The 23,592-nt window shown below is 39.5% G+C and carries 25 protein-coding genes and 5 tRNA genes; 28 read left to right on the top strand and 2 right to left on the bottom strand.

What is annotated here, in order from left to right:
• Positions 1-23: 23 nt before the first annotated feature.
• The 5 genes from E7B10_RS08305 (at position 24) to E7B10_RS08325 (ending at position 422) form a co-directional block, all read left to right on the top strand.
• Positions 24-99: transfer RNA gene (locus E7B10_RS08305), tRNA-Val, on the top strand.
• A 3-nt stretch (positions 100-102) separates the two neighbouring features.
• Positions 103-177 (top strand) — tRNA-Gly (locus E7B10_RS08310).
• Positions 178-184: 7 nt separating this feature from the next.
• Positions 185-260: transfer RNA gene (locus tag E7B10_RS08315), tRNA-Asn, on the top strand.
• An 8-nt stretch (positions 261-268) separates the two neighbouring features.
• Positions 269-343, top strand: a tRNA-Glu gene (locus E7B10_RS08320).
• A 3-nt stretch (positions 344-346) separates the two neighbouring features.
• A tRNA-Val gene (locus tag E7B10_RS08325) sits at positions 347-422 on the top strand.
• A 254-nt stretch (positions 423-676) separates the two neighbouring features.
• Here the strand turns inward: E7B10_RS08325 and E7B10_RS08330 are convergent.
• Positions 677-1,000, bottom strand: a complete 324-nt coding sequence (locus E7B10_RS08330; protein ID WP_004695177.1) for a YnfA family protein — start codon at positions 998-1,000, stop codon at positions 677-679.
• 153 nt (positions 1,001-1,153) lie between these two features.
• Positions 1,154-2,053: a LysR family transcriptional regulator gene (locus tag E7B10_RS08335; RefSeq protein WP_004696868.1), complete on the bottom strand. Its 900-nt coding sequence runs from the start codon at positions 2,051-2,053 to the stop codon at positions 1,154-1,156.
• 297 nt (positions 2,054-2,350) lie between these two features.
• On the opposite strand from E7B10_RS08335, the gene rpsD reads away from it, so the two are divergent.
• The 23 genes from rpsD (at position 2,351) to E7B10_RS08450 (ending at position 23,576) form a co-directional block, all read left to right on the top strand.
• The gene (gene rpsD, locus E7B10_RS08340; protein WP_004695181.1) at positions 2,351-2,938 is read left to right on the top strand and encodes a 30S ribosomal protein S4; all 588 of its coding nucleotides are present in this window, start codon (positions 2,351-2,353) and stop codon (positions 2,936-2,938) included.
• Positions 2,939-3,290: 352 nt separating this feature from the next.
• On the top strand, positions 3,291-4,175 hold the full coding sequence (locus tag E7B10_RS08345; RefSeq protein WP_316055574.1) for a hypothetical protein: 885 nt from the start codon (positions 3,291-3,293) through the stop codon (positions 4,173-4,175).
• 7 nt (positions 4,176-4,182) lie between these two features.
• Positions 4,183-4,797, top strand: coding sequence for a hypothetical protein (locus E7B10_RS08350; RefSeq protein ID WP_316055575.1), 615 nt, complete (start codon positions 4,183-4,185; stop codon positions 4,795-4,797).
• A gap of 361 nt (positions 4,798-5,158) precedes the next feature.
• Positions 5,159-5,599: a 50S ribosomal protein L13 gene (gene rplM / locus E7B10_RS08355; protein WP_316055576.1), complete on the top strand. Its 441-nt coding sequence runs from the start codon at positions 5,159-5,161 to the stop codon at positions 5,597-5,599.
• Between the two features lie 20 nt (positions 5,600-5,619).
• On the top strand, positions 5,620-6,012 hold the full coding sequence (rpsI, locus tag E7B10_RS08360; RefSeq protein WP_004695188.1) for a 30S ribosomal protein S9: 393 nt from the start codon (positions 5,620-5,622) through the stop codon (positions 6,010-6,012).
• A gap of 205 nt (positions 6,013-6,217) precedes the next feature.
• Entirely contained in the window at positions 6,218-7,009 is a 792-nt protein-coding gene (locus E7B10_RS08365) for an enoyl-CoA hydratase (protein WP_278458041.1), read from the top strand.
• A 170-nt stretch (positions 7,010-7,179) separates the two neighbouring features.
• Complete coding sequence (pgl, locus tag E7B10_RS08370) at positions 7,180-7,935, top strand: 6-phosphogluconolactonase (protein WP_316055577.1); 756 nt, start codon at positions 7,180-7,182, stop codon at positions 7,933-7,935.
• 36 nt (positions 7,936-7,971) lie between these two features.
• Complete coding sequence (locus E7B10_RS08375) at positions 7,972-8,214, top strand: twin-arginine translocase TatA/TatE family subunit (protein ID WP_316055578.1); 243 nt, start codon at positions 7,972-7,974, stop codon at positions 8,212-8,214.
• A gap of 14 nt (positions 8,215-8,228) precedes the next feature.
• The gene (locus E7B10_RS08380) at positions 8,229-8,537 is read left to right on the top strand and encodes a heavy-metal-associated domain-containing protein (protein ID WP_021148497.1); all 309 of its coding nucleotides are present in this window, start codon (positions 8,229-8,231) and stop codon (positions 8,535-8,537) included.
• A 68-nt stretch (positions 8,538-8,605) separates the two neighbouring features.
• Entirely contained in the window at positions 8,606-9,049 is a 444-nt protein-coding gene (locus tag E7B10_RS08385) for a cupin domain-containing protein (protein ID WP_004696849.1), read from the top strand.
• 16 nt (positions 9,050-9,065) lie between these two features.
• Positions 9,066-10,469 carry a DASS family sodium-coupled anion symporter gene (locus E7B10_RS08390; protein WP_008602554.1) on the top strand — a complete coding sequence of 468 codons (1,404 nt, stop codon included), beginning with the start codon at positions 9,066-9,068 and terminating at the stop codon, positions 10,467-10,469.
• A 535-nt stretch (positions 10,470-11,004) separates the two neighbouring features.
• Positions 11,005-12,675 carry a dihydroxy-acid dehydratase gene (gene ilvD, locus E7B10_RS08395; protein WP_004695202.1) on the top strand — a complete coding sequence of 557 codons (1,671 nt, stop codon included), beginning with the start codon at positions 11,005-11,007 and terminating at the stop codon, positions 12,673-12,675.
• Positions 12,676-12,717: 42 nt separating this feature from the next.
• Positions 12,718-13,941 (top strand): threonine ammonia-lyase, encoded by a 1,224-nt coding sequence (gene ilvA / locus E7B10_RS08400; protein ID WP_278618701.1) that lies wholly within the window; start codon positions 12,718-12,720, stop codon positions 13,939-13,941.
• An 18-nt stretch (positions 13,942-13,959) separates the two neighbouring features.
• The gene (gene ilvB, locus E7B10_RS08405; RefSeq protein ID WP_155086563.1) at positions 13,960-15,669 is read left to right on the top strand and encodes a biosynthetic-type acetolactate synthase large subunit; all 1,710 of its coding nucleotides are present in this window, start codon (positions 13,960-13,962) and stop codon (positions 15,667-15,669) included.
• Positions 15,669-16,157: an acetolactate synthase small subunit gene (gene ilvN, locus E7B10_RS08410; protein ID WP_004695208.1), complete on the top strand. Its 489-nt coding sequence runs from the start codon at positions 15,669-15,671 to the stop codon at positions 16,155-16,157. The genes ilvB and ilvN overlap by 1 nt, the downstream gene beginning before the upstream one ends.
• Positions 16,158-16,168: 11 nt before the next feature.
• Positions 16,169-16,954, top strand: a complete 786-nt coding sequence (locus tag E7B10_RS08415) for an ABC transporter ATP-binding protein (protein ID WP_316055579.1) — start codon at positions 16,169-16,171, stop codon at positions 16,952-16,954.
• A gap of 141 nt (positions 16,955-17,095) precedes the next feature.
• The gene (ilvC, locus tag E7B10_RS08420; RefSeq protein WP_316055580.1) at positions 17,096-18,103 is read left to right on the top strand and encodes a ketol-acid reductoisomerase; all 1,008 of its coding nucleotides are present in this window, start codon (positions 17,096-17,098) and stop codon (positions 18,101-18,103) included.
• A 173-nt stretch (positions 18,104-18,276) separates the two neighbouring features.
• A complete protein-coding gene (locus E7B10_RS08425) occupies positions 18,277-18,738 on the top strand; it encodes a DUF3290 family protein (protein ID WP_315307722.1) in 462 nt (153 codons plus the stop codon).
• Between the two features lie 12 nt (positions 18,739-18,750).
• Positions 18,751-19,455 (top strand): DUF421 domain-containing protein, encoded by a 705-nt coding sequence (locus E7B10_RS08430; RefSeq protein WP_302498758.1) that lies wholly within the window; start codon positions 18,751-18,753, stop codon positions 19,453-19,455.
• 115 nt (positions 19,456-19,570) lie between these two features.
• The gene (locus tag E7B10_RS08435) at positions 19,571-21,298 is read left to right on the top strand and encodes a TIGR03960 family B12-binding radical SAM protein (RefSeq protein WP_316055581.1); all 1,728 of its coding nucleotides are present in this window, start codon (positions 19,571-19,573) and stop codon (positions 21,296-21,298) included.
• A gap of 9 nt (positions 21,299-21,307) precedes the next feature.
• A complete protein-coding gene (locus E7B10_RS08440; protein WP_316055582.1) occupies positions 21,308-22,162 on the top strand; it encodes a polyphenol oxidase family protein in 855 nt (284 codons plus the stop codon).
• A gap of 176 nt (positions 22,163-22,338) precedes the next feature.
• The gene (locus E7B10_RS08445; protein WP_004695221.1) at positions 22,339-23,025 is read left to right on the top strand and encodes a YggS family pyridoxal phosphate-dependent enzyme; all 687 of its coding nucleotides are present in this window, start codon (positions 22,339-22,341) and stop codon (positions 23,023-23,025) included.
• Positions 23,026-23,078: 53 nt separating this feature from the next.
• Entirely contained in the window at positions 23,079-23,576 is a 498-nt protein-coding gene (locus tag E7B10_RS08450; RefSeq protein WP_004695224.1) for a cell division protein SepF, read from the top strand.
• Positions 23,577-23,592: the final 16 nt, after the last annotated feature.

Raw genomic sequence — 23,592 nt, forward strand, 5'->3', positions numbered from 1 at the left:
TTCCCGGACGGGTCACCACATATGGACGATTAGCTCAGCTGGGAGAGCGCCTGCCTTACAAGCAGGATGTCGGCAGTTCGATCCTGTCATCGTCCACCATTTGCGGGAATAGCTCAGCGGTAGAGCACCGCCTTGCCAAGGCGGGGGTCGCGAGTTCGAATCTCGTTTCCCGCTCCATACACATTCCTCGATAGCTCAGTCGGTAGAGCAATCGGCTGTTAACCGATCGGTCGTAGGTTCGAGTCCTACTCGAGGAGCCATTTTTATTGGCCCGTTGGTCAAGCGGTTAAGACACCGCCCTTTCACGGCGGTATCCCGGGTTCGATTCCCGGACGGGTCACCACATGGACGATTAGCTCAGCTGGGAGAGCGCCTGCCTTACAAGCAGGATGTCGGCAGTTCGATCCTGTCATCGTCCACCAAAGCAAACGGTTATCTTCGGATAGCCGTTTTTTAGTATGTAAAAAGTACATATGGATATAAAAAAATACATATGGTCATGTAGATAAATAAAGGAGTACAACTGTTATAGTTGTACTCCTTTTGTTGTAATGCTTATATAGTTTTATGTAAAAAATATATAGTTGCTATGGTTGTACTTTCAAAATATATAGTTAGTTATTGTTATATCTAAAAAATATAACTTTTATTATAGTCACATCTGGAAACTACATATTTAACGTGGCGCATACATGATGATATATACACCTACGAGGCATACAAGGCCGCCGATGATATCGTACATATCTGGTCGTAAGCCGTCCACAAGCCAGCCCCATAGAATAGAGAGGGCAATGAATACGCCGCCGTATGCTGCGTATACTTTGCCGAAGCTTGCTTCTGGCTGGAAGGTGGGGATGATGCCGTATAAAAATAAAATAAAAGCACCTGCGATTAGGTAAATAGGTCCTTTGTCGTCACGCATATAGAGCCATACGAGATAACCGCCACCGATTTCCGCAAGTCCTGCTAGTATAAAGAATAGAATAGATAAGAGCATAATAACCTCACTGTATTCTTGCTGTATTAATTGAAATCTATTCTCTATTGTACAACTTAGGACAAGAGAGGGCAATTGTTTTGTATAGATAGGTCATTTGTTGTTTATAGTAAAACCCCGTACACCAAAAGGTATACGGGGTTCTATTAGTTATTATAAACGTGGTGGTGATTCGCTGTGCACATAATCCATGAAGGTATGCATGGTTTCTGTTTTAGAATTATTCTTCTTAAATGCGAAGCACACTTGCAGTTTGAATGGTTTTTCTAAAGGTACAAAGCCATCATTGATGTTTAAAGACGTTAAAATTTGGCGTGCTACGATGCAACCAGATTTATTCTTTTGACAGTAGTCGATCATTGTATATGGATTGGATAGACGGCTACCGCGGATGTGTAGGTTTTGTTGACCGTTCCCCACATAGTTTTTTAATGTGCGATACATAAAGTATTTAGGTGGATACATAAGCAGTGGTTGTTGCTGGATAGCTTTTAAACTGGCTGTTTCCATACCGTTCACTAAGTTTGGTGCATAGTATACAAATTCGTCTTCTCTAAGCGCGGTGGATTCGTATGCGGACATATCCTTATTATTAGGTAAATAGAGTAATGCAATATCGATGCGGTTTTCTCGTAAGTCGAGCATCAATTCTTCTTCTTCCATATCGTAAATACTAACAGAGAATTCAGGATGGTTTTGGAAGAAGTGGGAAACGTAACCGTTTAGACGGATATCCCCAAGACTACGTAATACGCCAATATTTAGAATTGGGCGTTCAACCTTGCTAGCCAAACGAATGGATTGGATAGCTCGTTCCAATGTGTCGAGAACTTGTTCTGCTTCTGGTAGGAATAACTCACCTTCTGGTGTTAAACGGCTACCTCTTGTAGAACGGGAGATTAATTTCACACCAACTAAACGCTCTAATTTTTTCATTTGAGCGCTGAAAGCTGATTGTGTAATATTCATAGATTGTGCAGCTAATGTAAAGCTTCCTGTTTTATTATAGGTAATAAAACTTTGTAGCTCTTGCATTGTAGGTAACTCTTTCATGTTATTCCCCCAACTTAGACATAAGACTCCAATGATACCTATTACCTTACTTATTCATATTGTAGCATACTATAATTGATTTTTCATCTAAATCTATAAAATATGATGAAACATGCACAATCGATATAGTGCGTCGTATTATCGTAAAAAAGTGTAATTAAAAATTGTGATTATGCACTTATTTCAATGACTTTCACAAGTATCGATAATTGACATAACTCGATGAAAATGATATTATACTTGGGTACCATTATGTGTAGGTACAAGTTTATTTTAATCTTATGAGGTGATAATCACATGGCAACGAGAAGAGAGGCTCGATTCAAACTTTGTCGTCGCTTTGGTGTGAACGTATTCGGTCACGCAAAAGCCTTGAATCGCGTCAAAAAAGACCAACGTCAGAAGAAAATGTCTGAGTATGGCACACAATTATTAGAAAAACAAAAAGTTAAAGCTTACTACAACTTGCTAGAACGCCAGTTCGTACGCTATTATGATAAAGCGAAAAAAATGCAAGGTGTTACAGGTCAAAACATGTTGATCCTTTTGGAACAACGCCTTGATAACCTTGTATATCGCATCGGCTTCGGTAACTCCATTCGTCAAGCTCGTCAAATGGTAAACCATGGCCACATCTTGGTAAACGGTCGTCGCGTAGACATTCCTTCCTTCTCCTGCAAACCAGGCGATGTAATCGAATTGCGCGAAGCATCTCGTGACAACGAAATGTTCAAAACTAACTTCCAAGAACTTCGTTCTTTCGAACTTCCTTACATTGAAAAAGACTTGGAAGGCTTCAAAGCTACATTCACTCGTCTTCCTCAACGTGAAGAACTTCCTATCGAAGTTAACGAAACACTTATCGTCGAATTGTACTCCAAATAATATATTTTATGGATGTAAAAAGCATAGCTCCTATGTAAATAGGAGTTGTGCTTTTTTTGCTTTTATTCAAGATGTGAAATACTATTGTTTGGATTAATTTAGATAATTATAATCGTTTTTTTATCTATGAAATTAAATTTGCAATATATTTTGTTTTATAAACTATAAGTTTTATAGTAATTTAAAACTGGTTGCGGATGACAAAATCTCTATATATTCGTCTATATATAGATTTAATCCACCAGTTAAAAAAATAAACCAAGAGGTTCTTTTGGAGTGTTTTTATATTTTATTTGTAGTATAATAAGGTCAGTTAATATGTTGGATGGTTTTTATGAAGTGGGAGTGGATTATGGCTACGATGTATTATGCTAAAATAAATGTTAATAAAGAGATTTATGATGTTTATAGCGAAAAAACTACGGTTCAAAAAATATTAGATAAGCTTTATTTAAGCGATTGGCAGAAGGAAAAACTAGTAGTAGCATCTAAGAGACGAGATGAGACTGGAAAGAAAATAAATGAAACTATAAAATTTATCTCAATAGATAAAAAACCTGATGAGAATATGTTAGTAGGTCGTATGGCAAAAATATTTCAAGATGAGCTTGCCTTGTATAATGAAGATCTAGATGATATACAGGAATTACCGACAAAATCATTGACTCGAAGTATCCCATTTTTTTTTGATGTAAATAATGAAATAGTGGCTTTTATTGCTAAACAACAATTCTCTAAAGAGCAGTTTGTAAACTATTTTGAAGAACTTATCAATAAGCTTTATGGAGATGAAATGTTTAAAGTGTTTTTAAAACAAAATATGGGAGATTTTGAAAATAAATTGACGTTTTTATCTTCTATTCGAAGTGTAGAAGTTATTTTGATTCCACCTAATACGAGTAAAAGTGATTTTGATGAGTTATTTGCGGATAATGCAGAAGAAATTGAAGAAACTCAGTCTACAAAATTTGAACAGAAATATTCTGCGCCCCATAATAAAGATGGCTTGAATATTAAAGCTAAACTATTTCAAAGAATAATAAAAGGTATTGCAAAAGGATATGGTATTATGAAGGTTCGTGGGACTACTAGTGAAGGCAAAGGCAGACAAGTAAATAGCGATACTAATGCACCTTTTAAAACAACCGTGGATAATCGGCATGTGGATTCTCTTGTAGAAGTAGAAAACTATGGACGGATGGGTATCGCTCTAATGATTAATAGTCATAATAGGTAACTACATTATGAATTTAAATAAACATTTAACATTAGATGAATTGTGTAAGAATCACTCTTTTTTTAAATTTTTTAAATTAGTAGAAGCTTATAAAGAGTTATGGCAGTGTGAAAGTAGATGGGCATTAGGGTTGGCTCTAATAATATCGATTGTGTTATGTACTACTAATACTATTTTACAAAATGCATATGATTTAATTGCAATCTTAGTGCCTTTGGCTGTCGCTAGTATTGGGTTGATTGGATTCCTTTTTTCTGGATTTGCATTAATGTCAGCGATTATATCTGTAAAAACAATTAATGTAATTGATGAAAATAAAAAGATTAAACCAATTGCTGGAATATTATTTTCTTTCTATTATTGTGGTGGTATCATAATTAGTTCGTTATTTTGGTCAATTATTTTGTATTTATATTTTAGATTAGTGATAAGTGGTTTTATCAATCTTGATATGGTTTGTGTGATACCAGTACTAATGTTTTTAGTTATCTACTTATATATATATTCTATTATTTATACTGTAGCATTATTAGGAGCTTGTTTGAAACTATTCTTTTTGAATATAAAGTATGAAAATAAAGCTATGATTAAAGCACCTGTTTTACCTCGTGATGGAAAATAAGATAAATAAAATTTTATGATTGGTACTGGTTAGTTTTGGTTACAAATTTTTTAGGGAAGCATTCTAATAAATATACATGTTTTATGGAAATAGATAAGACATATTGATAATAGTAGTAGAGTATATAGATTTAACAATATCATCAAAATGGATTAAAACGGATTTTTAATATTTATTAGACATATCATAAATATTTCAATACTCTAGAAATTAATATTTTCTAAAAATATATTTCGTTGACACAAACCCATAAAATCTGTATACTATTTTGAGTAAGCTTTAGTCGTGTTTCCATTAGCCCCGGAAGCAAAGGACAAGCTGATTTTGGTAGAATTATGACGTTATTAGGAGGATATGCAGCATGAAAACTACATATATGGCCAATCCGAACACAATCGAACGGAAATGGTATGTTGTTGACGCTGAAGGTAAAACTTTAGGACGCCTTGCTGCCGAAGTTGCAAAAGTTCTTCGGGGCAAAAATAAACCAACTTTCACACCACACGTAGACACTGGTGACCATGTGATCGTTGTAAACGCAGAAAAAATTCGCGTAACTGGTAAAAAATTGGAACAAAAGGAATACTTCCGTCACTCTGGTTACCCAGGTGGTTCCCGTTTCACTAAATTGTCCATGATGCTTGAAAAACAACCTGAATGTGTTGTTGAAATGGCAGTTCGTGGCATGCTTCCAAAAAACAAATTGGGTGCACAACAATACCGTAAATTAAACGTATACGCTGGTCCTGAGCATCCACATGCAGCTCAAAAACCAGAAGTGTTAGAAATTTCCGTACGATAATCTAGAGGGAGGAATATATAATGGCAGTAGCACAATATTACGGCACTGGTCGTAGAAAATCTTCCGTTGCTAGAGTTCGTCTGGTACCGGGGACAGGTAAAATCACTGTTAATAAACGTGAACTTAATGATTATTTCGGTCGCCAAACTTTGGAATTGATCGTAAAACAACCTTTGAACTTGACTAACACAGTTGAACAATATGATGTTATCGCAACTGTAGCTGGTGGCGGTCCTTCCGGTCAAGCTGGTGCAATTCGTCACGGTATCTCCCGTGCGTTATTGGACGTAGATGGCGAACTTCGTCAATCTTTGAAAAAAGCTGGCTTCTTGACTCGTGACCCACGTATGAAAGAACGTAAAAAATACGGTCTTAAAAAAGCCCGCAAAGCAAGCCAATTCTCCAAACGTTAATATTTGGAATACAGGATATTACACCTGCAGACAATGTCTGCAGGTGTTTTTGCATCATATATAGTTTTTAACTTAGATTATACTTATCTTAAGTTTTAATTCATAGGCTTATTTAATTCTATCATTTACACAGACATTTAATTCTCCTATAATAGAGATATAATCGAATTTTTTCGAAAATGGATTTTCATATAGGAGAACTCATATGATTTATAATACAATTCAGTACGTAGTGGATAACGGCATTGGTACTTTGACCTTTAATCGTCCAGCTGTGGCGAATGGTTTTAACATCGAAATGTGCAAGGAGATTCTTGAGGTTTTAGATAAAGCTCACAACGATGAAAGCGTGCGTGCATTGCTCATTAATGCAGAAGGTAAAGTATTCTCTGCGGGTGGCGATTTAACAGAGATGGAGCGCGCTGTAAACGAAGGGGATACTGAGTCTTTATTTGAAATCGTTGAGCTAGTAGCTGAGATTTCTATGGCTATGAAGAAGTTACCAAAACCTGTTATCATGAGCCTTCAAGGGGCTGCGGCAGGTGCTGCCTTCAATATGGCTTTAGCGGCGGACTTTGTTGTGGCTGCTAATAATGTACGCTTTATTCAAGCCTTCGTAAATGTAGGTCTTGCTCCTGATGCGGGTGGTTTATTCTTATTGACTCGCTCCATTGGCATGAACCGTGCTATGCATATTGTTATGACCGGTGAAGCCGTATCTGCTGAAAAGGGTAAGGAACTTGGCTTTGTGTATAAGGTTTGTGAATTAGAAGATTTAGAGACTGCTACAAGACGCCTTGTTGAGAAGTTGGCAAAAGGGCCTGCACAATCTTACCGCGTTATGAAGGAAATGATGTGGAATAGCTTCTTAGCGGGTTGGGAAGAGTACAAGAAGTTTGAAGTAGAAAACCAATGTAAATTAGGTCTTTCAGAGGACTTCAAAGAAGGCGTACGTGCTTTCACAGAGCGTCGCCGTCCTAAATTTGGTCAACAATAATATTGATTTATGAATATACGGAATGGAATTTCCTGTAATTCATAAGAAAATACAAATATAATTAGAACCGATGTGGCTCCAACTATTGAGTTGCATCGGTTTTGCTTTCATTACACAGAAAAAGTGTATATAATAGAACTATTGAAATAGTTTTAGGAGGTCATTATTACATGGCTCAAGATACAATTAAATGTTATGACAGCCTTAGCGATGTAGTTAAAGCATTAGCAGAGGATTTTATTGCTTTCACTAACGAGGAAATCAATCGCACTGAAACGTGTGTTGTTGGTATTACAGGCGGGACTGTTATTAATGGTTTATTAGAATTGCTTAATTCCCCAGAATATATTGAACGCCTCAATTGGGAACGCATATTCTTTGTGTGGACTGATGAGCGATTCTTGCCGCAATCTCATGAGGATAATTACTTCAATCGCGTGAAACCTTACTTGTTGTGTAAGGCGAAAGGGGCGGCTCATTTCTTGCCAATCAATACAGATTCTAAAACTGTAATAGAAGCGGCGGCGGAATACGAGAAAGAGGTTAAGAATGTTCTCAAGGCTTGTAAAAAAAGTGGCCTAGATTTGGCATTGCTCGATCTTGGCGAAGATGGTCATACGGCCGGCCTATTTGCAGGTTCTCATGCATTGCGTGTTACAGATCAAGAGGTAGTAGCCGTTGAGGATGGAAAGGTATGGGAACGCATTTCTATGACCTTCTCGTTCTTAGCAAAATCTGATGCGGTTTGGTTTACCGTAACTGGTGAAAGTAAGCGAATTGCATTGACAAAGGTATTGTATCAACGCGAAGATTACGAGGATTTACCTTGGGAAAAACGAATTGGTCGTGTATTGCCAGGAGCGGTGCTTTCACAAGAAGCTATGACCTGGTATGTGGACAAGGCTGCCTATGATGATGTACACTAAAAAGTGTAGAATTAAGTAACAACGAAGGAGATACATATGTTTAATGTAGGAACGACGGAATTACTATTTATATTAGTGATTGCTCTAGTTATCTTTGGTCCTGGTAAATTACCTGAAGTCGGCAAAGCAATCGGAAAGAGTATTAATGAGTTTAAAGATGCTGTTTCGGGGCCTAAAAAAGCTGTTGATGAAACGAAAGAAGCCGTTAAGAAAGCGACTACTATCGACGTAACAGCAGGGGCTAAGAACGACGATAAACATAAAGAAGCTAACGATTAATAGGAGGTAACACTATGTGTAAAGATTGTGGTTGTGGCGAAGATAATGGCGTTGTAACAAAGGTATTTACTGTACCGGGGATGATGTGCAACAACTGTAAAGAAACAGTTGAAGGGGCATCTTTAGGTTTGCCTGGCGTATTAAGTGCAGAAGTAGATTTGCCAGAAAAGACTGCTACTGTTTCTTTTGATCCAACAAAAGCATCTGTAGAAGTTATTACAAAAGCCATTGAACGAACTGGCTTTGAAGTGGCAGGCGTTGCAGACGGTGTACAAAAACATAGTCATGGATTACTAGGCACTTTGAAACGTCTCTTCAAATAATCGAACCGATGGAGCTGTATTGAAACCTTGTTTCGATGCAGCCCTTTTTTGTTTAAAGAGGTAATACGATGATACGTAAGTTTGATGCTAAAAATTTTAAGTGGGATGGTATCGAAACCTTGGTATATAAGCAAGATGGTAGTCCTTTTAAAGATGTAACACGTCAAGTATTATACGATGGTGCTTATGATATTCCATGTCAATTTCGCTATTTTGAATGTTTGCCAGGAGGGTATTCTACCTTAGAGTATCACGATCATACGCATATGGTTATGATATTCCGCGGTAAGGGGCAGGTCTTATTAGGTGATGAAATCCACGATGTAGAAGCTGGTGACTTTATCGAAATTCCAGGCAAAACAATTCATCAGTTCCGTGCTAATAAGGGCGATTATATTGGTTTTCTTTGCTTGGTAAATCAAGATCGAGATAAGGTAAAATTATTATCCCCTGAAGAGATGGAAATGTTACGAGCAAATCCTAAAATCAAAGAATTCTTGGAAAGTTGTTAAGCCTGATGGAGGTTCTATGAATACTTTTACACGAGCGGCCCTTACCGTTTTAGTGGGCCTCGTTATTTGGTTTTTACCTCATACAGAGGCAATCAAGCCTGAAGGTTGGCATTTATTAGCTATCTTTACGGCTACTATTGTGGGCTTTATCTTACGTCCCTGGCCAACGGGTATTATGGCGCTTTTTGGTATTGTTGTAGCCGTAGCCACTAATTCCATCACTATGGTACAGGCTCTAGGTGGCTATGCAGAGGCGAATGTGTGGCTTATCGTAGCGGCCGTATTCTTTTCACGAGGTATTATTAATTCTGGCCTTGGTAAGCGTATTGCGTACACCTTGATTCGCTCTTTTGGCACAAGCTCATTAAAGCTTGCCTATGCGTTGGCTTGTACGGACTTGATTATTTCTCCAGCTACACCATCTAATACGGCGCGTGGAGGTGGTATTGTATTCCCCATTGTACAAAATATTTCCTTAGCTTTTGGTTCTGAACCTTATGGTAATACGGCCCGCCGCATTGGGGCGTACTTGATGACGACGGCACATACTATTAACACTATTACTGTGACGATCTTCTTGACCGCATGTAGCGGTAATTTGCTTATTACGTCTTTAGGTGCTAAACTGTTTGGCTATGATATATCTTGGTGGGAATGGTTCCAAGCAGGTGTCATTCCTGGTGTGATTTGTATGATTTTGATGCCTTGGTTTATCTATAAAATCTATCCACCAGAAATCAAGGAAACACCAGAGGCTGCTGTAATGGCTCAAAAAGAACTAGATGCTCTTGGACCTATTACGAAGGCTGAAATTTCTGTTGCTATTATCTTTGTACTTTGCATCTTGCTTTGGGCTACAGCAATTTGGACTAAGCTTCATCCTACAGTAGTAGCGATGATGGGGGTTCTGGCGTGTGTTGTGACTGGCTCTCTTACTTGGGAGGATATTTTGGGTGAACGTACCGGTTGGGATATCCTTATCTGGATGGGTACGCTTGTGGGCATGGCTGGGCTGCTTGGTAAACTCGGTGTAGTAGCTGTGTTTGCAGACTTTGTAAGTCAACATTTAGCTGGCTTTGACTGGTTCTGGGCATCCTTTATCATTTCCGCTACCTTTGTGTACTCTCAGTATTTCTTTGCCAGTGGTACGGCGCGTATTACAGCTTTATTCTCCGCCTTTGCAGCCATTTTAGTGGCGATGGGGGCTCCTATTCCGTTTACGATATTGCTCTTTGGTTTGATGAACAGTCCTGGCTGTACATTGACTCATTATAGTTCAGGTGTAACACCAATCTTCTTCGGTGCTGGCTATGTGCCACAAGGTACATGGTGGCGCGTAGGTCTTGCCATTTCCGTGGTGAGCTTCCTCATTCATTTCTGGGGTGGCACCTTTGGCATGTGGCTCTTTGGTATTTTATAATATATTCAATCCCTCACTACGGTGAGGGATTTTTCTTGTTATATCTATATTTTTTATACCTTACTAGGTTTGCTATAGTTTTTGGGTATGGTGAACTTCATAAAAAAACTATGATGAATCTATAGAATTTATTGTGAATTATCTTGCGCGGGATAATATAACGTGTTATTATTATTCCGTGATTATTATTACAGAATATTTTAGGAGGAAACATGTTAGGTTTAGTCATTAGCTTATTGATTATTGCGCTAGTCGTGATTATTAATGACATTCGAATTATGAACAACAACTTAACACGTTTTTGTCTTAGAAGTTCCGCGAATGGTTTAATATACAATCAATAAGATTTGACTATATGGTTTGTTTCTTATGTGTATATTTTCCAAGGGGTACATAGGATTATTTATGTATATAGGAATTCTGTAAACAAAAGGAATATCATTTGTAAACTTTTAAGACGATTCATTGGAATCGTCTTTTTTTATGCGTCGTGAAAGCTGTCCAAGTGGATGCTTTCAAAAGTGAGGAGATTAACATGAGTTGTAGAAGTGACAATTTGAAAACAGGCGTAGCACGTGCACCACACAGATCTTTACTAAAAGCTCTGGGTTTTGTTGATGAAGAAATGGGTAGACCCGTCATCGGTATTGCCAATTCTTTCAATGAAATTATCCCTGGTCACGTAGGCCTGAAAAATATTGTACAAGCCGTAAAAGACGGTATCCGCAACGCAGGTGGTGTGCCAATCGAGTTCAATACTATCGGTATTTGCGATGGTTTGGCAATGAACCATATCGGCATGAAATACTCCTTAGTTACACGTAATATCATTGCAGATTCCATCGAAGCTACTGCTATGGCTACACCATTCGATGCGATGGTATTCATTCCAAACTGTGATAAGGTAGTGCCAGGCATGTTGATTGCAGCTGCGCGCCTTAATATCCCATCTGTATTCGTGTCTGGTGGGGCTATGCTCGCTGGTGTACATAAAGGTAAAAAGATTGGTTTGTCCGACGTATTCGAGGCCGTAGGCAAACATCAGACTGGTGAAATGGATGATGCTGAGTTAGCTGATATCGAAAATACGGCATGTCCTACATGTGGCTCTTGCTCTGGTATGTATACGGCAAATACAATGAACTGTTTAACAGAAGCTCTCGGTATGGGCCTTCCTGGCAATGGTACAATCCCAGCGGTATATTCTGAACGTTTGCGTTTAGCAAAATTAGCGGGTATGCAAGCGGTAGAGGTATTAAAAGCAAACCTTCGCCCTAAAGATATTATGACTCGTGAAGCCTTTGAAAATGCGGTAGCTCTTGATATGGCTTTGGGTGGCTCCTCTAATACGGCGCTTCATTTACCGGCTATTGCTCATGAAGCAGGTGTACCATTATCCTTAGACGATTTCGATCGCATCGCTCAAAATACACCTCAATTATCTAAATTATCTCCATCTGGCGTATATTTCATTGAAGACTTGTATGCTGCAGGTGGTGTATCTGCCGTGTTGAAACGTTTAGCAGAAAATGGTCGCCTTCATACAGATTGCAAAACTGTTGCTCTTAAAACACAAGGTGAAATTGCAGCGGCCGCTCATGTTGTGGATGAAGATGTTATCCATCCATGGGATAATCCAGTACATGAAACTGGTGGTATCGCGGTTCTCAAAGGTAACCTTGCTGTAGATGGTTCCGTTGTAAAAGCTGGTGCCGTAGATGCAGATATGCTTGTTCACTCTGGTCCAGCAAAGGTTTTCAACAGCGAAGAAGAAGCGGTTGAAGCTATCACGGGCGGTAAAATTGTAAAAGGTGATGTTGTAGTTATCCGCTACGAAGGCCCTAAAGGCGGTCCTGGTATGCGTGAAATGTTGACCCCAACATCTATGATTGCTGGTATGGGTCTAGATAAAGATGTAGCATTGTTGACAGATGGACGCTTCTCTGGTGCGACTCGTGGTGCATCCATCGGACATGTATCTCCAGAAGCAGCTGCAGGCGGTACCATTGCTATCGTTGAAGATGGTGATATTATCAACATCGATATTCCAAACGGTAAATTGGAACTAGCTGTATCTGATGATGAAATCGCTCGTCGTAAAGCTGCATTGAAACCATTCAAATCCAATGTAACTGGATATCTTAAAAAATACGCTCTTCACGTATCCTCTGCTGCACAAGGTGCTATCGAAGTATTTGAAGACTAATACTCGACTTTCATTTAATACTAACTAGAGGAGACCGTGTATATGTATAAGTTATATGATTTTATGGAGGCTCGTGAGCGCTTGAGCACAATCACTGTGAAAACGAAGTTACTTCATAGTGATGTGTTTTCTGACGAGTGTGGCAATGATGTATATATCAAGCCAGAAAATTTGCAAATAACAGGCTCTTTCAAGGTTCGTGGAGCTTATAATAAAATTGCAAAACTAACAGAAGAGGAAAAGGCGCGCGGTGTTATCGCTGCGTCTGCCGGTAATCATGCACAAGGCGTGGCCCTTGCTGCGAAACGCCTTGGCATTAAAGCGACTATTGTCATGCCGAAACACACGCCTCTTATCAAGGTGAATGCTACAAAACAATACGGTGCAGATGTTGTACTATTTGGCGAGATTTATGACGAAGCCTATCAAAAGGCGATGGAGTTGCAGAAAGAGCACGGCTATGTGTTCGTTCATCCGTTTAATGATGAAGATGTAATAGAAGGGCAAGGTACGATTGCCCTTGAGGTGCTTGATGAATTGCCTGATGCGGATATCTTGCTCGTTCCTGTTGGGGGCGGTGGTATCGTATCTGGTATTGCGGCTGCGGCGAAATTAAAAAATCCACGCGTTAAGATTATCGGTGTAGAACCAGAAGGTGCAGCGAGTGCCCTAGCTGCCTTAAAGGCTGATCATCCTGTACCTCTCGATGAAGTGGCGACGATTGCAGATGGTACGGCAGTACGTCAAATTGGGGAAACTACATTAGAATATATCAAACAATATGTAGATGAAATTATTACCGTTTCTGATTATGAATTGATGGAAGCGTTTTTATTGCTTGTTGAAAAACATAAGTTAGTAGCAGAAAACTCTGGTATTTTGCCACTCGCTGGTCTCAAGAAATTAGAGTGCCACGGTAAAAAGGTGGTAGCTATCGTCAGTGGTGGTAATATCGACGTACTAACTATTTCGTCAATGATTAATAAAGGTCTCGTATTGCGCGGTCGTATCTTTACCTTCTCCGTTAACCTTCCTGATAAACCAGGTCAACTGGTTGCGGTATCTCAAATGCTGGCAGATGCAGATGCAAATGTTATTAAACTCGACCATAATCAGTTCAAAAACCTTGACCGTTTCCATGAAGTGGAATTGCAAGTAACGGTAGAAACAAATGGTGAAGAGCACATCCAACACATTATTGATACTTTCAAACATAATGGATACATTATTAAACGTTTAAATTCCAGCGAGATTTTATCTGAATAGCTGGTTGAAAGGGTTCCTATGAGCGCAGAAACAATCAATGGGGCACGCATTGTCCTTGAAACATTGCATCGCTTAGGCGTAACCGATATGTTCGGTTATCCAGGTGGCGCAGTAATCCCAATTTATGATGAAATTTATAGCTTCCCTGAAATTAAACATTACTTCGTCCGTCATGAACAAGGTGCAGCACATGCGGCAGATGGCTATGCTCGCGTATCTGGTCGCGTAGGTGTATGTCTTGCTACCTCTGGTCCTGGCGCAACGAATCTTGTAACAGGTATTATGACTGCGTACATGGATTCCGTACCTATGGTGGCCATTACTGGTCAGGTTGGCCGGCCCTTTATCGGTAAGGACTCCTTTCAAGAGGCGGATATCCAAGGTATTACGATGCCTATAACTAAGCATAACTATCTTGTTCAAGATATTCATGATTTGCCTCGCATCATTAAAGAGGCGTACTTTATTGCTGGCACAGGTCGTCCAGGCCCTGTACTCATCGATATTCCGAAGGATATTCAAACCGAAAAAATATCCATGGCGGAATACAACAAATTGTACGAAGTACCTATTCATCTTGAAGGCTATGATCCAACCTATAAAGGTCATCAAGGTCAAATCAAAAAAGCAGCTACTCTCATCAAAAATGCAAAGCGACCACTTATCATTGCTGGGGCAGGCGTATTGAAGTCTGGTGCTATGGATGAGCTTAAAGAATTAGCTGAAAAGGCTCAAATCCCAGTGACGAATACATTAGTTGGCCTTGGTGGCTTCCCAGGAGATCACGAATTGGCCCTTGGTATGGTTGGTATGCACGGTTCTGTTGCAGCTAATAATAGTACAGATGAGGCTGATCTTGTGATTGCTGCAGGGATTCGTTTCCATGACCGCATCACAGGCCATCCAGATTTCTTCTGTAAAAAAGCTAAAATCATCCATATCGATATCGACCCAGCTGAAATTGATAAGAATGTTACAATCAACGTGCCTATCGTAGGGGATTTAAAACAGGTATTAACGGAGCTTAATGCTCTTGTAGAACCTACAACGCATGAAGCGTGGCTTGAGCAAATCCGAGAATGGCAAGCGGAATACCCTATGGTGATACCTGAATCGAAAAATGGTGTATTACATGCACAATATGTGTTGTCTGAGCTTAATAAGATTGCCAAGGAAGATGCCATAATCGTAAGTGACGTCGGTCAACATCAAATGTGGGCGGCTCAATTCTTAACTCATAAAAAACCTCATACTATCGTTACCTCTGGCGGTGCGGGTACCATGGGGTATGGCTTGCCGGCGGCTATCGGAGCTCAAGTAGGGGCGCCTAAGAAACAAGTTATCCTCGTTGTCGGTGATGGCGGGTTCCAAATGACTTGTGAAGAGCTCATGATGGTACGCCAATATAATTTGCCAATCAAGATTGTTATTATTAACAATGGCTATCTTGGCATGGTTCGTCAATGGCAAGAAATCTTCAATGATAGACGCTACTCCTATGTAGATTTGGAAGTGAGTCCGAACTTCGTGAAACTCGCAGATGCATTTGACTTGAAAGCAGCTCGTCTAGATAATGTTGAAACTTTCAATAAAGAATTTAAATCATACATTACATCGGATGAAAGCATTGTCTTGGATTGTCGCGTTGAACGAGAGGATAATGTATTACCAATGATTCCAGCAGGCGGCACGATAAGCGGTATGATGGGTAAGAAAGGGGTGCTATAATGGCGAAAGAACATCAAGTCTTAATCATTGCAAAAAATGCACCAGGTATTGGTACACGTATTTTGGCACTCTTTAACCGTCGTGGCTTTAACGTTACAAAAATGACATCTGGCATTACAAATCAGCCAGGTTATGCACGTATTACTATTACTGTAGAGGCCGATGACCGAATTCTCGATCAAGTGCAAAAACAAATCTACAAGCTTATCGATGTTGTTAAGGTTAAAGTGTTTGAAGATCATGATGTGGTATGCCGTGAGTTAATGCTTATCAAGGTAAAAGCATCTGCTTCCACAAGATCACAAATAGTACAGATTGCCGATGTATATCGTGGTAATGTGTTAGATATTTCTCCTACATCTATGATCATTGAAGTCATTGGTAGTGTAGAAAAATTACGTGGCTTCATTCAAATTATGGAAACTTATGGTATTCTTGAAATTGCTAAAACAGGTATCACCGCTATGAGCCGCGGAGAAAAAATGTAGGAGTTGATAACGTGGGGCGTGAATTACTCCATTATGAAAATGTCTGCTTTCGCCGTGATGGTAGATCTATTTTAGATAATGTAAATTGGCATATAGAGGACGGTGAACATTGGGCCTTATTAGGGCTTAATGGGGCTGGTAAATCAACGCTACTCAGCATGATACCTGCTTATAAAATTCCCACAACGGGTACTTTGCGTGTGTTTGGTAAGGAATTTGGTAAATATGCGTGGCCCAAAATCAAGGCTAGACTAGGATTTGTTAGCTCTGTGCTTGGACAATTTCAGTCAACCTTGGATAAACAAGTCGTTGAAGATATTGTTATTTCTGGTGCATTTAGTAGCATTGGTATATACCAAGAGGTAGCACCTGAGGTGCGTCAACGAGGTATGCAATTATTATCTGAATTTGGACTAGACTATTTGGAAGGTCATCGTTTTCGAACCTTATCTGCTGGCGAACAGCGCCGGGTATTGTTAGCGAGGTCTATTATGGCAAATCCAGAATTATTGATTTTGGATGAGCCTTGCTCTGGTTTGGACTTACCAGCGAGGGAGCAGTTTTTACGCATCGTATCTACTTTGGTAGCTGAGCAGCAGACACCGATTATCTATGTGTCACATCAAATTGAAGAGATACTACCGTTTATTACTCATGTAGCTATCTTGCGAGAGGGCAAGATGATTCATGCAGGTCCTAAACACAAGGTACTAACTGATGATATTTTATCTGATGTCTTTGGACTTTCCGTACAAGTTGTATGGAAAGATGATCGTCCATGGGTGATGGTTCGGTAGTTATCAATTTTTTTTATCAGAGGCTTAAAACTTGGCTTGCTGATACTAAATTAATGTACGCCACATCTTGCAAAAATTTGTTAGATTGTGTACAGTATATATAATCTATATTCTATTGAATATGTTTGGAGGTTGTCTAATATGGCAGGTAAAATTTTAGGTACTACAGTTTATTATGATGCAGATTGTAATTTGAGCAAATTGGAAGGCAAAAAAATTACAGTTTTAGGTTACGGCTCCCAAGGTCATGCGCATGCATTGAACTTGAAAGAAAATGGTATGGATGTAACAATTGGTCTTCGTGGTGGTTCTTCTAGCTGGAAAGCTGCTGAAGAAGCAGGCCTTACAGTTAAAGAAACTGCAGAAGCAGTTAAAGGCGCTGATATCGTTATGGTATTGATTCCAGACGAATTACAAGCAGACGTATATGCACAAGATATCGCTACTAACTTAAAACAAGGTGCATACTTGGCATTTGCTCACGGCTTCAACATTCACTTTGGTAAAATCGTACCTCGTGAAGACATCAACGTATTCATGGTAGCTCCTAAAGGCCCTGGTCATTTAGTACGTCGTACATACCAAGAAGGTTCTGGCGTTCCTTGCTTATACGCTGTAGAAAAAGATCCATCTGGTGATACTGAAGAAGTTGCATTAGCATGGGCTTCTGGTATCGGTGGTGGCCGTTCCGGTATCTTGGAAACTAACTTCAAATCTGAAACTGAAACTGACCTCTTCGGTGAACAAGCTGTATTGTGCGGCGGTGTTACTGAATTGATCAAAACTGGTTTCGAAGTATTAACAGAAGCTGGTTATGAACCTGTAAACGCTTACTTTGAATGCTTGCATGAAATGAAATTGATCGTAGACCTTATCTACGAAGGTGGCTTCCAAAAAATGCGCCACTCCATTTCCAACACTGCTGAATACGGCGATTACCATGCAGGTCCTCGCGTAATCACTGCAGATACTAAAAAAGCTATGGAACAAATCTTGGCGGATATTCAATCTGGTAAATTTGCTGATGAATTCTTAGCAGATTCCAAAAATGGTCAAAAATTCCTTAAAGAACATCGCGAAGCAGCTGCTAATCATCCAATTGAACCAGTTGGCGCAGAACTTCGCAACTTGATGAGCTGGTTAAAATAAGAGTATTACTTAGGTAATCTTTTGTGAGATTATATGCTTATTAAAAGCGACCCCGTAAGGGGTCGCTATTTTTTATCTTTTCTTACATTATTTTGGGCCATCTTGACGATTACATCGAAAATATTGGAATCAAATATGGTATAATAAAAAGTAATATTTGAAAGGAGTGTGGCATGGATTTTTACACATTAGCCTATGTTGAAAGTCAGGCTGTAATAGGTCAAACTTGGGGCTTTATTATAATTGTAGCTGTTCTATTAGCATTGCTCATTTTGGGAGTACAAGTATTGCGAAATGGTTTTACTAGTCGCTATCGTGACTTGATGATTATATTGTCTTTAATCGTAGTGTTCTTCTTAGGGCTTGAATACCAAGAGTATAATCGAATGAAAACCTATTCTGAGGACTCCTCTCGTATGGCTCAATTTTTACATTCTTTTAGTTCAGATCGTTCCGTACCGAGCGACCAATTGGCGGTTAACTCCTTAAAGATTCGTAATGGTATGATTTTAAAAGTAAGTGATGCTTACTATGAGGTTCAATTTAATCCAGAATTTTCAACCTATACTATTACACGTGTTTATAAGGTAAGTCCTATAGATCGAATTCATGATAAAGAGGATGCATTACCATAAGGAGGACCACATATGACAGAAGCTATGGCCGTCTATGGGATGGTCTTTGCAAAACTCGCCATCGGTCTCTTGGCGATTATTCTACAAATTAATTTAATGGGTAAGGGAAATTTAGCACCAACCTCAGCCTTAGATCAATTGCAAAACTACGTACTTGGTGGTATTATCGGTGCCATTATTTACAATGATCAAATTGGCATTTTACAGTTTATGTTAGTTCTTATTTTATGGACTATTCTCGTAATGACTCTTAAGTTTTTAAAAGGGAATCTTCGTATTTTTAAAGCAATTCTTGATGGTCATCCAGTTATAGTAATCGAAAAAGGTCATATTCTAACAGAAGAATGTATGCGTTATGGTATACAAGCGGCTGAGCTTAAATTAAAACTTCGCGCTGCAGGTGTTCAATATGTTACGGATGTTAAGCGTGCCGTATTGGAGCAAAACGGTCAGCTCAACGTGGTTCAATTCGGTGAAGATAATATCCGATTTGATCTTATCGATGATGGTCAAATTAATCAGTTTACCCTCGATGTAATTGAAAAAGATAGAGATTGGCTTGAACAAGAAATCCAAGCTCAAGGATACTCTGTTAAGGATATATATATTGCAGAATATAAAGATGGTAAAGTTGTTGTATATCCTTATGATAAAAGAGAGAGACCTAATTTAGTAAGCTCTATAAAAAATAAGACTAAGAGCAAATTAAAGCCTTAATATATAGCTTGGAATATGAAACGTATAAATCTATTAACATTTTAATAATAGATACATAGTATTTAGTTTTTATTAAGCCCACTATTCGTAGTGGGCTTATATAGAAAGGAAATTAGTGAATCGTAAAGATTTAATTGATCGATTACAAGAATTATATAAAGATGAAGACAGTCGGGTAACAGTAAATCCTCATGCAGGGCAAAAAGTAGCTATCGTTTATCCGAATACATACTTTGTGGGCATGAGTAATCTTGGACTTCATATCATTTATGAGGAAATCAATTTACGAAATGATAGCGTCTGCGAACGAATCTTCTTGCCTGAGAAAAAGGAATTAGAAGCTTACGATAAGACTAAGACTCCGCTTATGAGCGTTGAAACACAAAGGCCTATGCATCAATTTGATGTAGTTGCTTTTGATGTCACCTTCGAAATGGATTATTTCCATATTCCTTTGATGTTGCGCCATGGCCGTGTACCTATTATGGGAAAAGACCGTACCGAATTTGACCCTATCGTTATTGCAGGGGGCCCTTGTGCGACCTTTAACCCTGAGCCTTTTGCCGACTTTATCGATGCTTTCATTATCGGTGAAGGGGAAGGCCTTGTGAGCCATGTCCTCGATATCATTCGAGATGGGAAACTGGAGGGTCTAGATCGCCCTGCTATTTTACGTCAGTTAGCGGATATATCGGGCGTATATGTACCATCCTTGTATGTGCCCATTTATAGTGAAGACGGTAAATTCAAAGGCTATGATATTACAGAGGGCGTACCTAAGAGGATTAAACGTCACTTTGAAATGCTTACTAGCGGTGGTGAAACGGTAGTGGCTACGAATTATACTGAATTTGGCGCTATGTATATCATCGAAGTAGCCCGTGGTTGTGGTCGTCACTGTCGCTTCTGTATGGCTGGGTATTGTTTCCGCGTACCTCGTGTACGTCCTTTAGACATTTTGAAAGAAGGCGTAGAGCGCGCAGAAAAGCTAGGTAAAAAGGTGGGCCTCATGGGTGCCGCTATTTCAGATTATCCTGAGGTAGACGAACTAGTTAATTATATTCGCTCTAAAGATATGCGTTACTCTTGTGCATCCTTGCGTGCTGACTCGTTAACACAAGCCGTGGTGGATGGACTAGCGGATAGTGGACAAAAGACGATTACCATTGCACCAGAAACGGGTAGTGAACGGTTGCGTCGCGTCATCAACAAGGGTATCAGTGAAGAGCATTTACAAAATGCAGCCACCTTATCTGCAAAGTCAGGTATTCAGCATATGCGCTTATATATAATGATTGGGCTGCCTACGGAAACCGATGAAGATATTGAGGCTATTGTAGGTCTTGCGGAGAGAACACAGGCTCATATGGAAAAAGTAGGCTGTAAAGGTCGTTTAACGCTCAGTATTAATCCATTTATTCCTAAGCCTTTTACACCATTTCAATGGATGGCCATGGATAATCAAAAAGCGGTGGAGAAAAAATTACAATATATAAAAAAAGCATTGCAAAAGAATCGCCGCATTGAGGTTCTCGTAGAGTCCCCTAAAGAGGCATATATTCAAGGGGTTCTTGCTCGTGGAGATCGTCGTTTAGGTGCTGTTATTGCAGCGTGTGCAGCCGATCGAGGTAGTAAATCTTTTAAGTCTGAAATGAAGGCGGCTGGACTAGATATGGACGATATGAACTATCGCGAACGCAGTTTTGATGAATTCTTGCCATGGAGTCATTTAGACATGGGTATGCAGGAGGGCTATCTTGAAATGGAATGGCAAAGATCCCTTGATGAAGCCTATACACCGCCATGCACACAAGGGTGTAAACGATGCGGTGTTTGTAAATAGGAGGAATTGATGAATCAATCGGTAAAGTGTATAAATGTGAAAGGTCCCTATGGAACGTGGTCTTATGAGGCCCCGAGTTGGGCTGATCAATTCCCTATTAGTATGGGAGATACGTATCGTCATGGAGGTGTATCTAGTGCCCCTTATGAGTCACTAAATCTAGCCTTTCATGTAGGGGATGAAGCTCAGAAAGTACGAGAAAATCGAGCTATTGTTGCGAAATATTTAGGTGTTGAACCAAACCGTATTTCTTGTGGCAATCAAGTCCATGGTTTAAAGGCTGTAGAAATCACAGAAGACCTTATTGGGGCCGGTGCTTTTGCAGAAGATACGGCCATCGATGATTGTGATGCGGTATTTACAAATCTACCTCATGTGCCATTATTTCTGTTCACTGCAGATTGCGTTGGCGTAGGCATTTACGATGCCAAACATCATGCGATTGCAACGGCACATGCAGGTTGGCGTGGTGCCATTGGCCGCTTACCAGTACTTACTATTGAGGCCATGAAAGAGGCTTATGGGACCGAGTTCAAAGATTGCTATATATATCTTGGGCCTAGTATTGGACCAGAGTCCTTTGAAGTAGATATAGAACTAGGTAAACGCTTTGAATTAGCCTGGAGAGATATGACAGACAGAGATTCATCTGATGTTGTCAATTATCCTGGTGATAAATTAGACAAGGCTTATATCAATTTATGGAACTTTATTGGTGAGGATCTCGTTGTAAATGGCGTTCCTCCAGAGAACATCACAATTGGTGGTACCGATAGTGTAAGTGAAATAGACTGTTATTCTTATCGTCGAGAGGCAGGCCTAACAGGTCGGATGGCCTTATTTGCGATGTTACAAGACCGATAAAATTTGACTTTCACAGGAATCATAATAAAGTATGATATTTTAAGTATATACATGCTTTGATTTGTGGAGGGAATAAGCCCTAAATCATGTACATTTGACCCTAAATACTATATAATAGAATAGTCTATACAAATATATTTGATGATTATGATATATAGATTGAAGGGGGCATTCACGTGATTGAAGAATCCCTACACGCTATACAGCAGCGCATGGCCGATGCTATGGCGCGTGTTGGTCGCGTAGATACAGCATTATTAGTGGCGGTTACAAAGAACCACCCTGTGTCGGCTGTGGAAGAGGTCGCACGGCTCGGTGTCACTCATGTAGGAGAAAATCGAGTACAAGAGGCCAAAGAAAAACAGCTAACCTATAAGGGGCCACAATTAACATGGCATTTGATTGGTCATTTACAGGTCAATAAGGTGCGCCAAGCGGTTCCTATGTTTGATTTAATTCATTCTGTGGATAGCCGTAAATTATTAGATGAAATCGAAAAGGTTGCTGCAAAGCACGATAAAATACAAGATGTATTACTGCAAGTCAATGTGGCCCGCGAAGCTTCTAAAACGGGAATGACCGTCGAAGAGTTTCCAGAAATACGAGATTATGCAAAAACATTGCCTCATGTACGCGTAAGGGGCTTGATGTGTATGGCGCCATTTTTCGATGATCCACAGGAAGCTCGTCCAATCTTTCGCGTAGCGAATGCCTTGTTTGAGGATATGAAACGCTACTTTGAAGAAGGGCAGATTCAATATTTATCTATGGGGATGACTCATGACTTTGAGGTCGCTTTGGAAGAAGGGGCTAACATCGTTCGTGTAGGCACAGCAATTTTTGGGGAACGTGTATATTATTAAGGTTCGGGTTACCTGATAATCGGAAGCGTTAATTGTATTAGGAGGAAATCCAAATGGCATTGGGAGATTATTTAGACAAAGCAAAAAACTTATTCTTAGGCAGAACTGATGATGACTATGAATATGATGATTACGAATACGAAGATGAAGAGGAATACGAAGCTGAACCTACCCCAGTAGCAACAGCGGCTCCCGTGTCCGGCGCATCTGAATTTCATCCACGCAAGGTAGGAGGCCAATCTACGATGACACAACGTCCAACAGCTATGAAAGTAGTTGTAATTGAACCAAAAGTATTTGAAGATTCTGAAAATATTACACATCAATTGCGCGACATGCGTCCTGTATTGATTAATTTTGAAAATACAGACCCTCATGAAGCAGCTCGTATTGTAGATTTCGTATCTGGTGCGACCTATGCATTGGATGGCAAATTGGAAAAAGTAGGTAAAGACATTTTCATGTGTGTACCTGTAAATATTTCCATTGATTATAATGACAATGAAAGCAACACAACTGAGCAAAACGAATATTCTTGGGAAAACAAATAATCTCTCTATAAATGGT

Source organism: Veillonella sp., assembly GCF_032470285.1.
Lineage (GTDB): Bacteria > Bacillota > Negativicutes > Veillonellales > Veillonellaceae > Veillonella.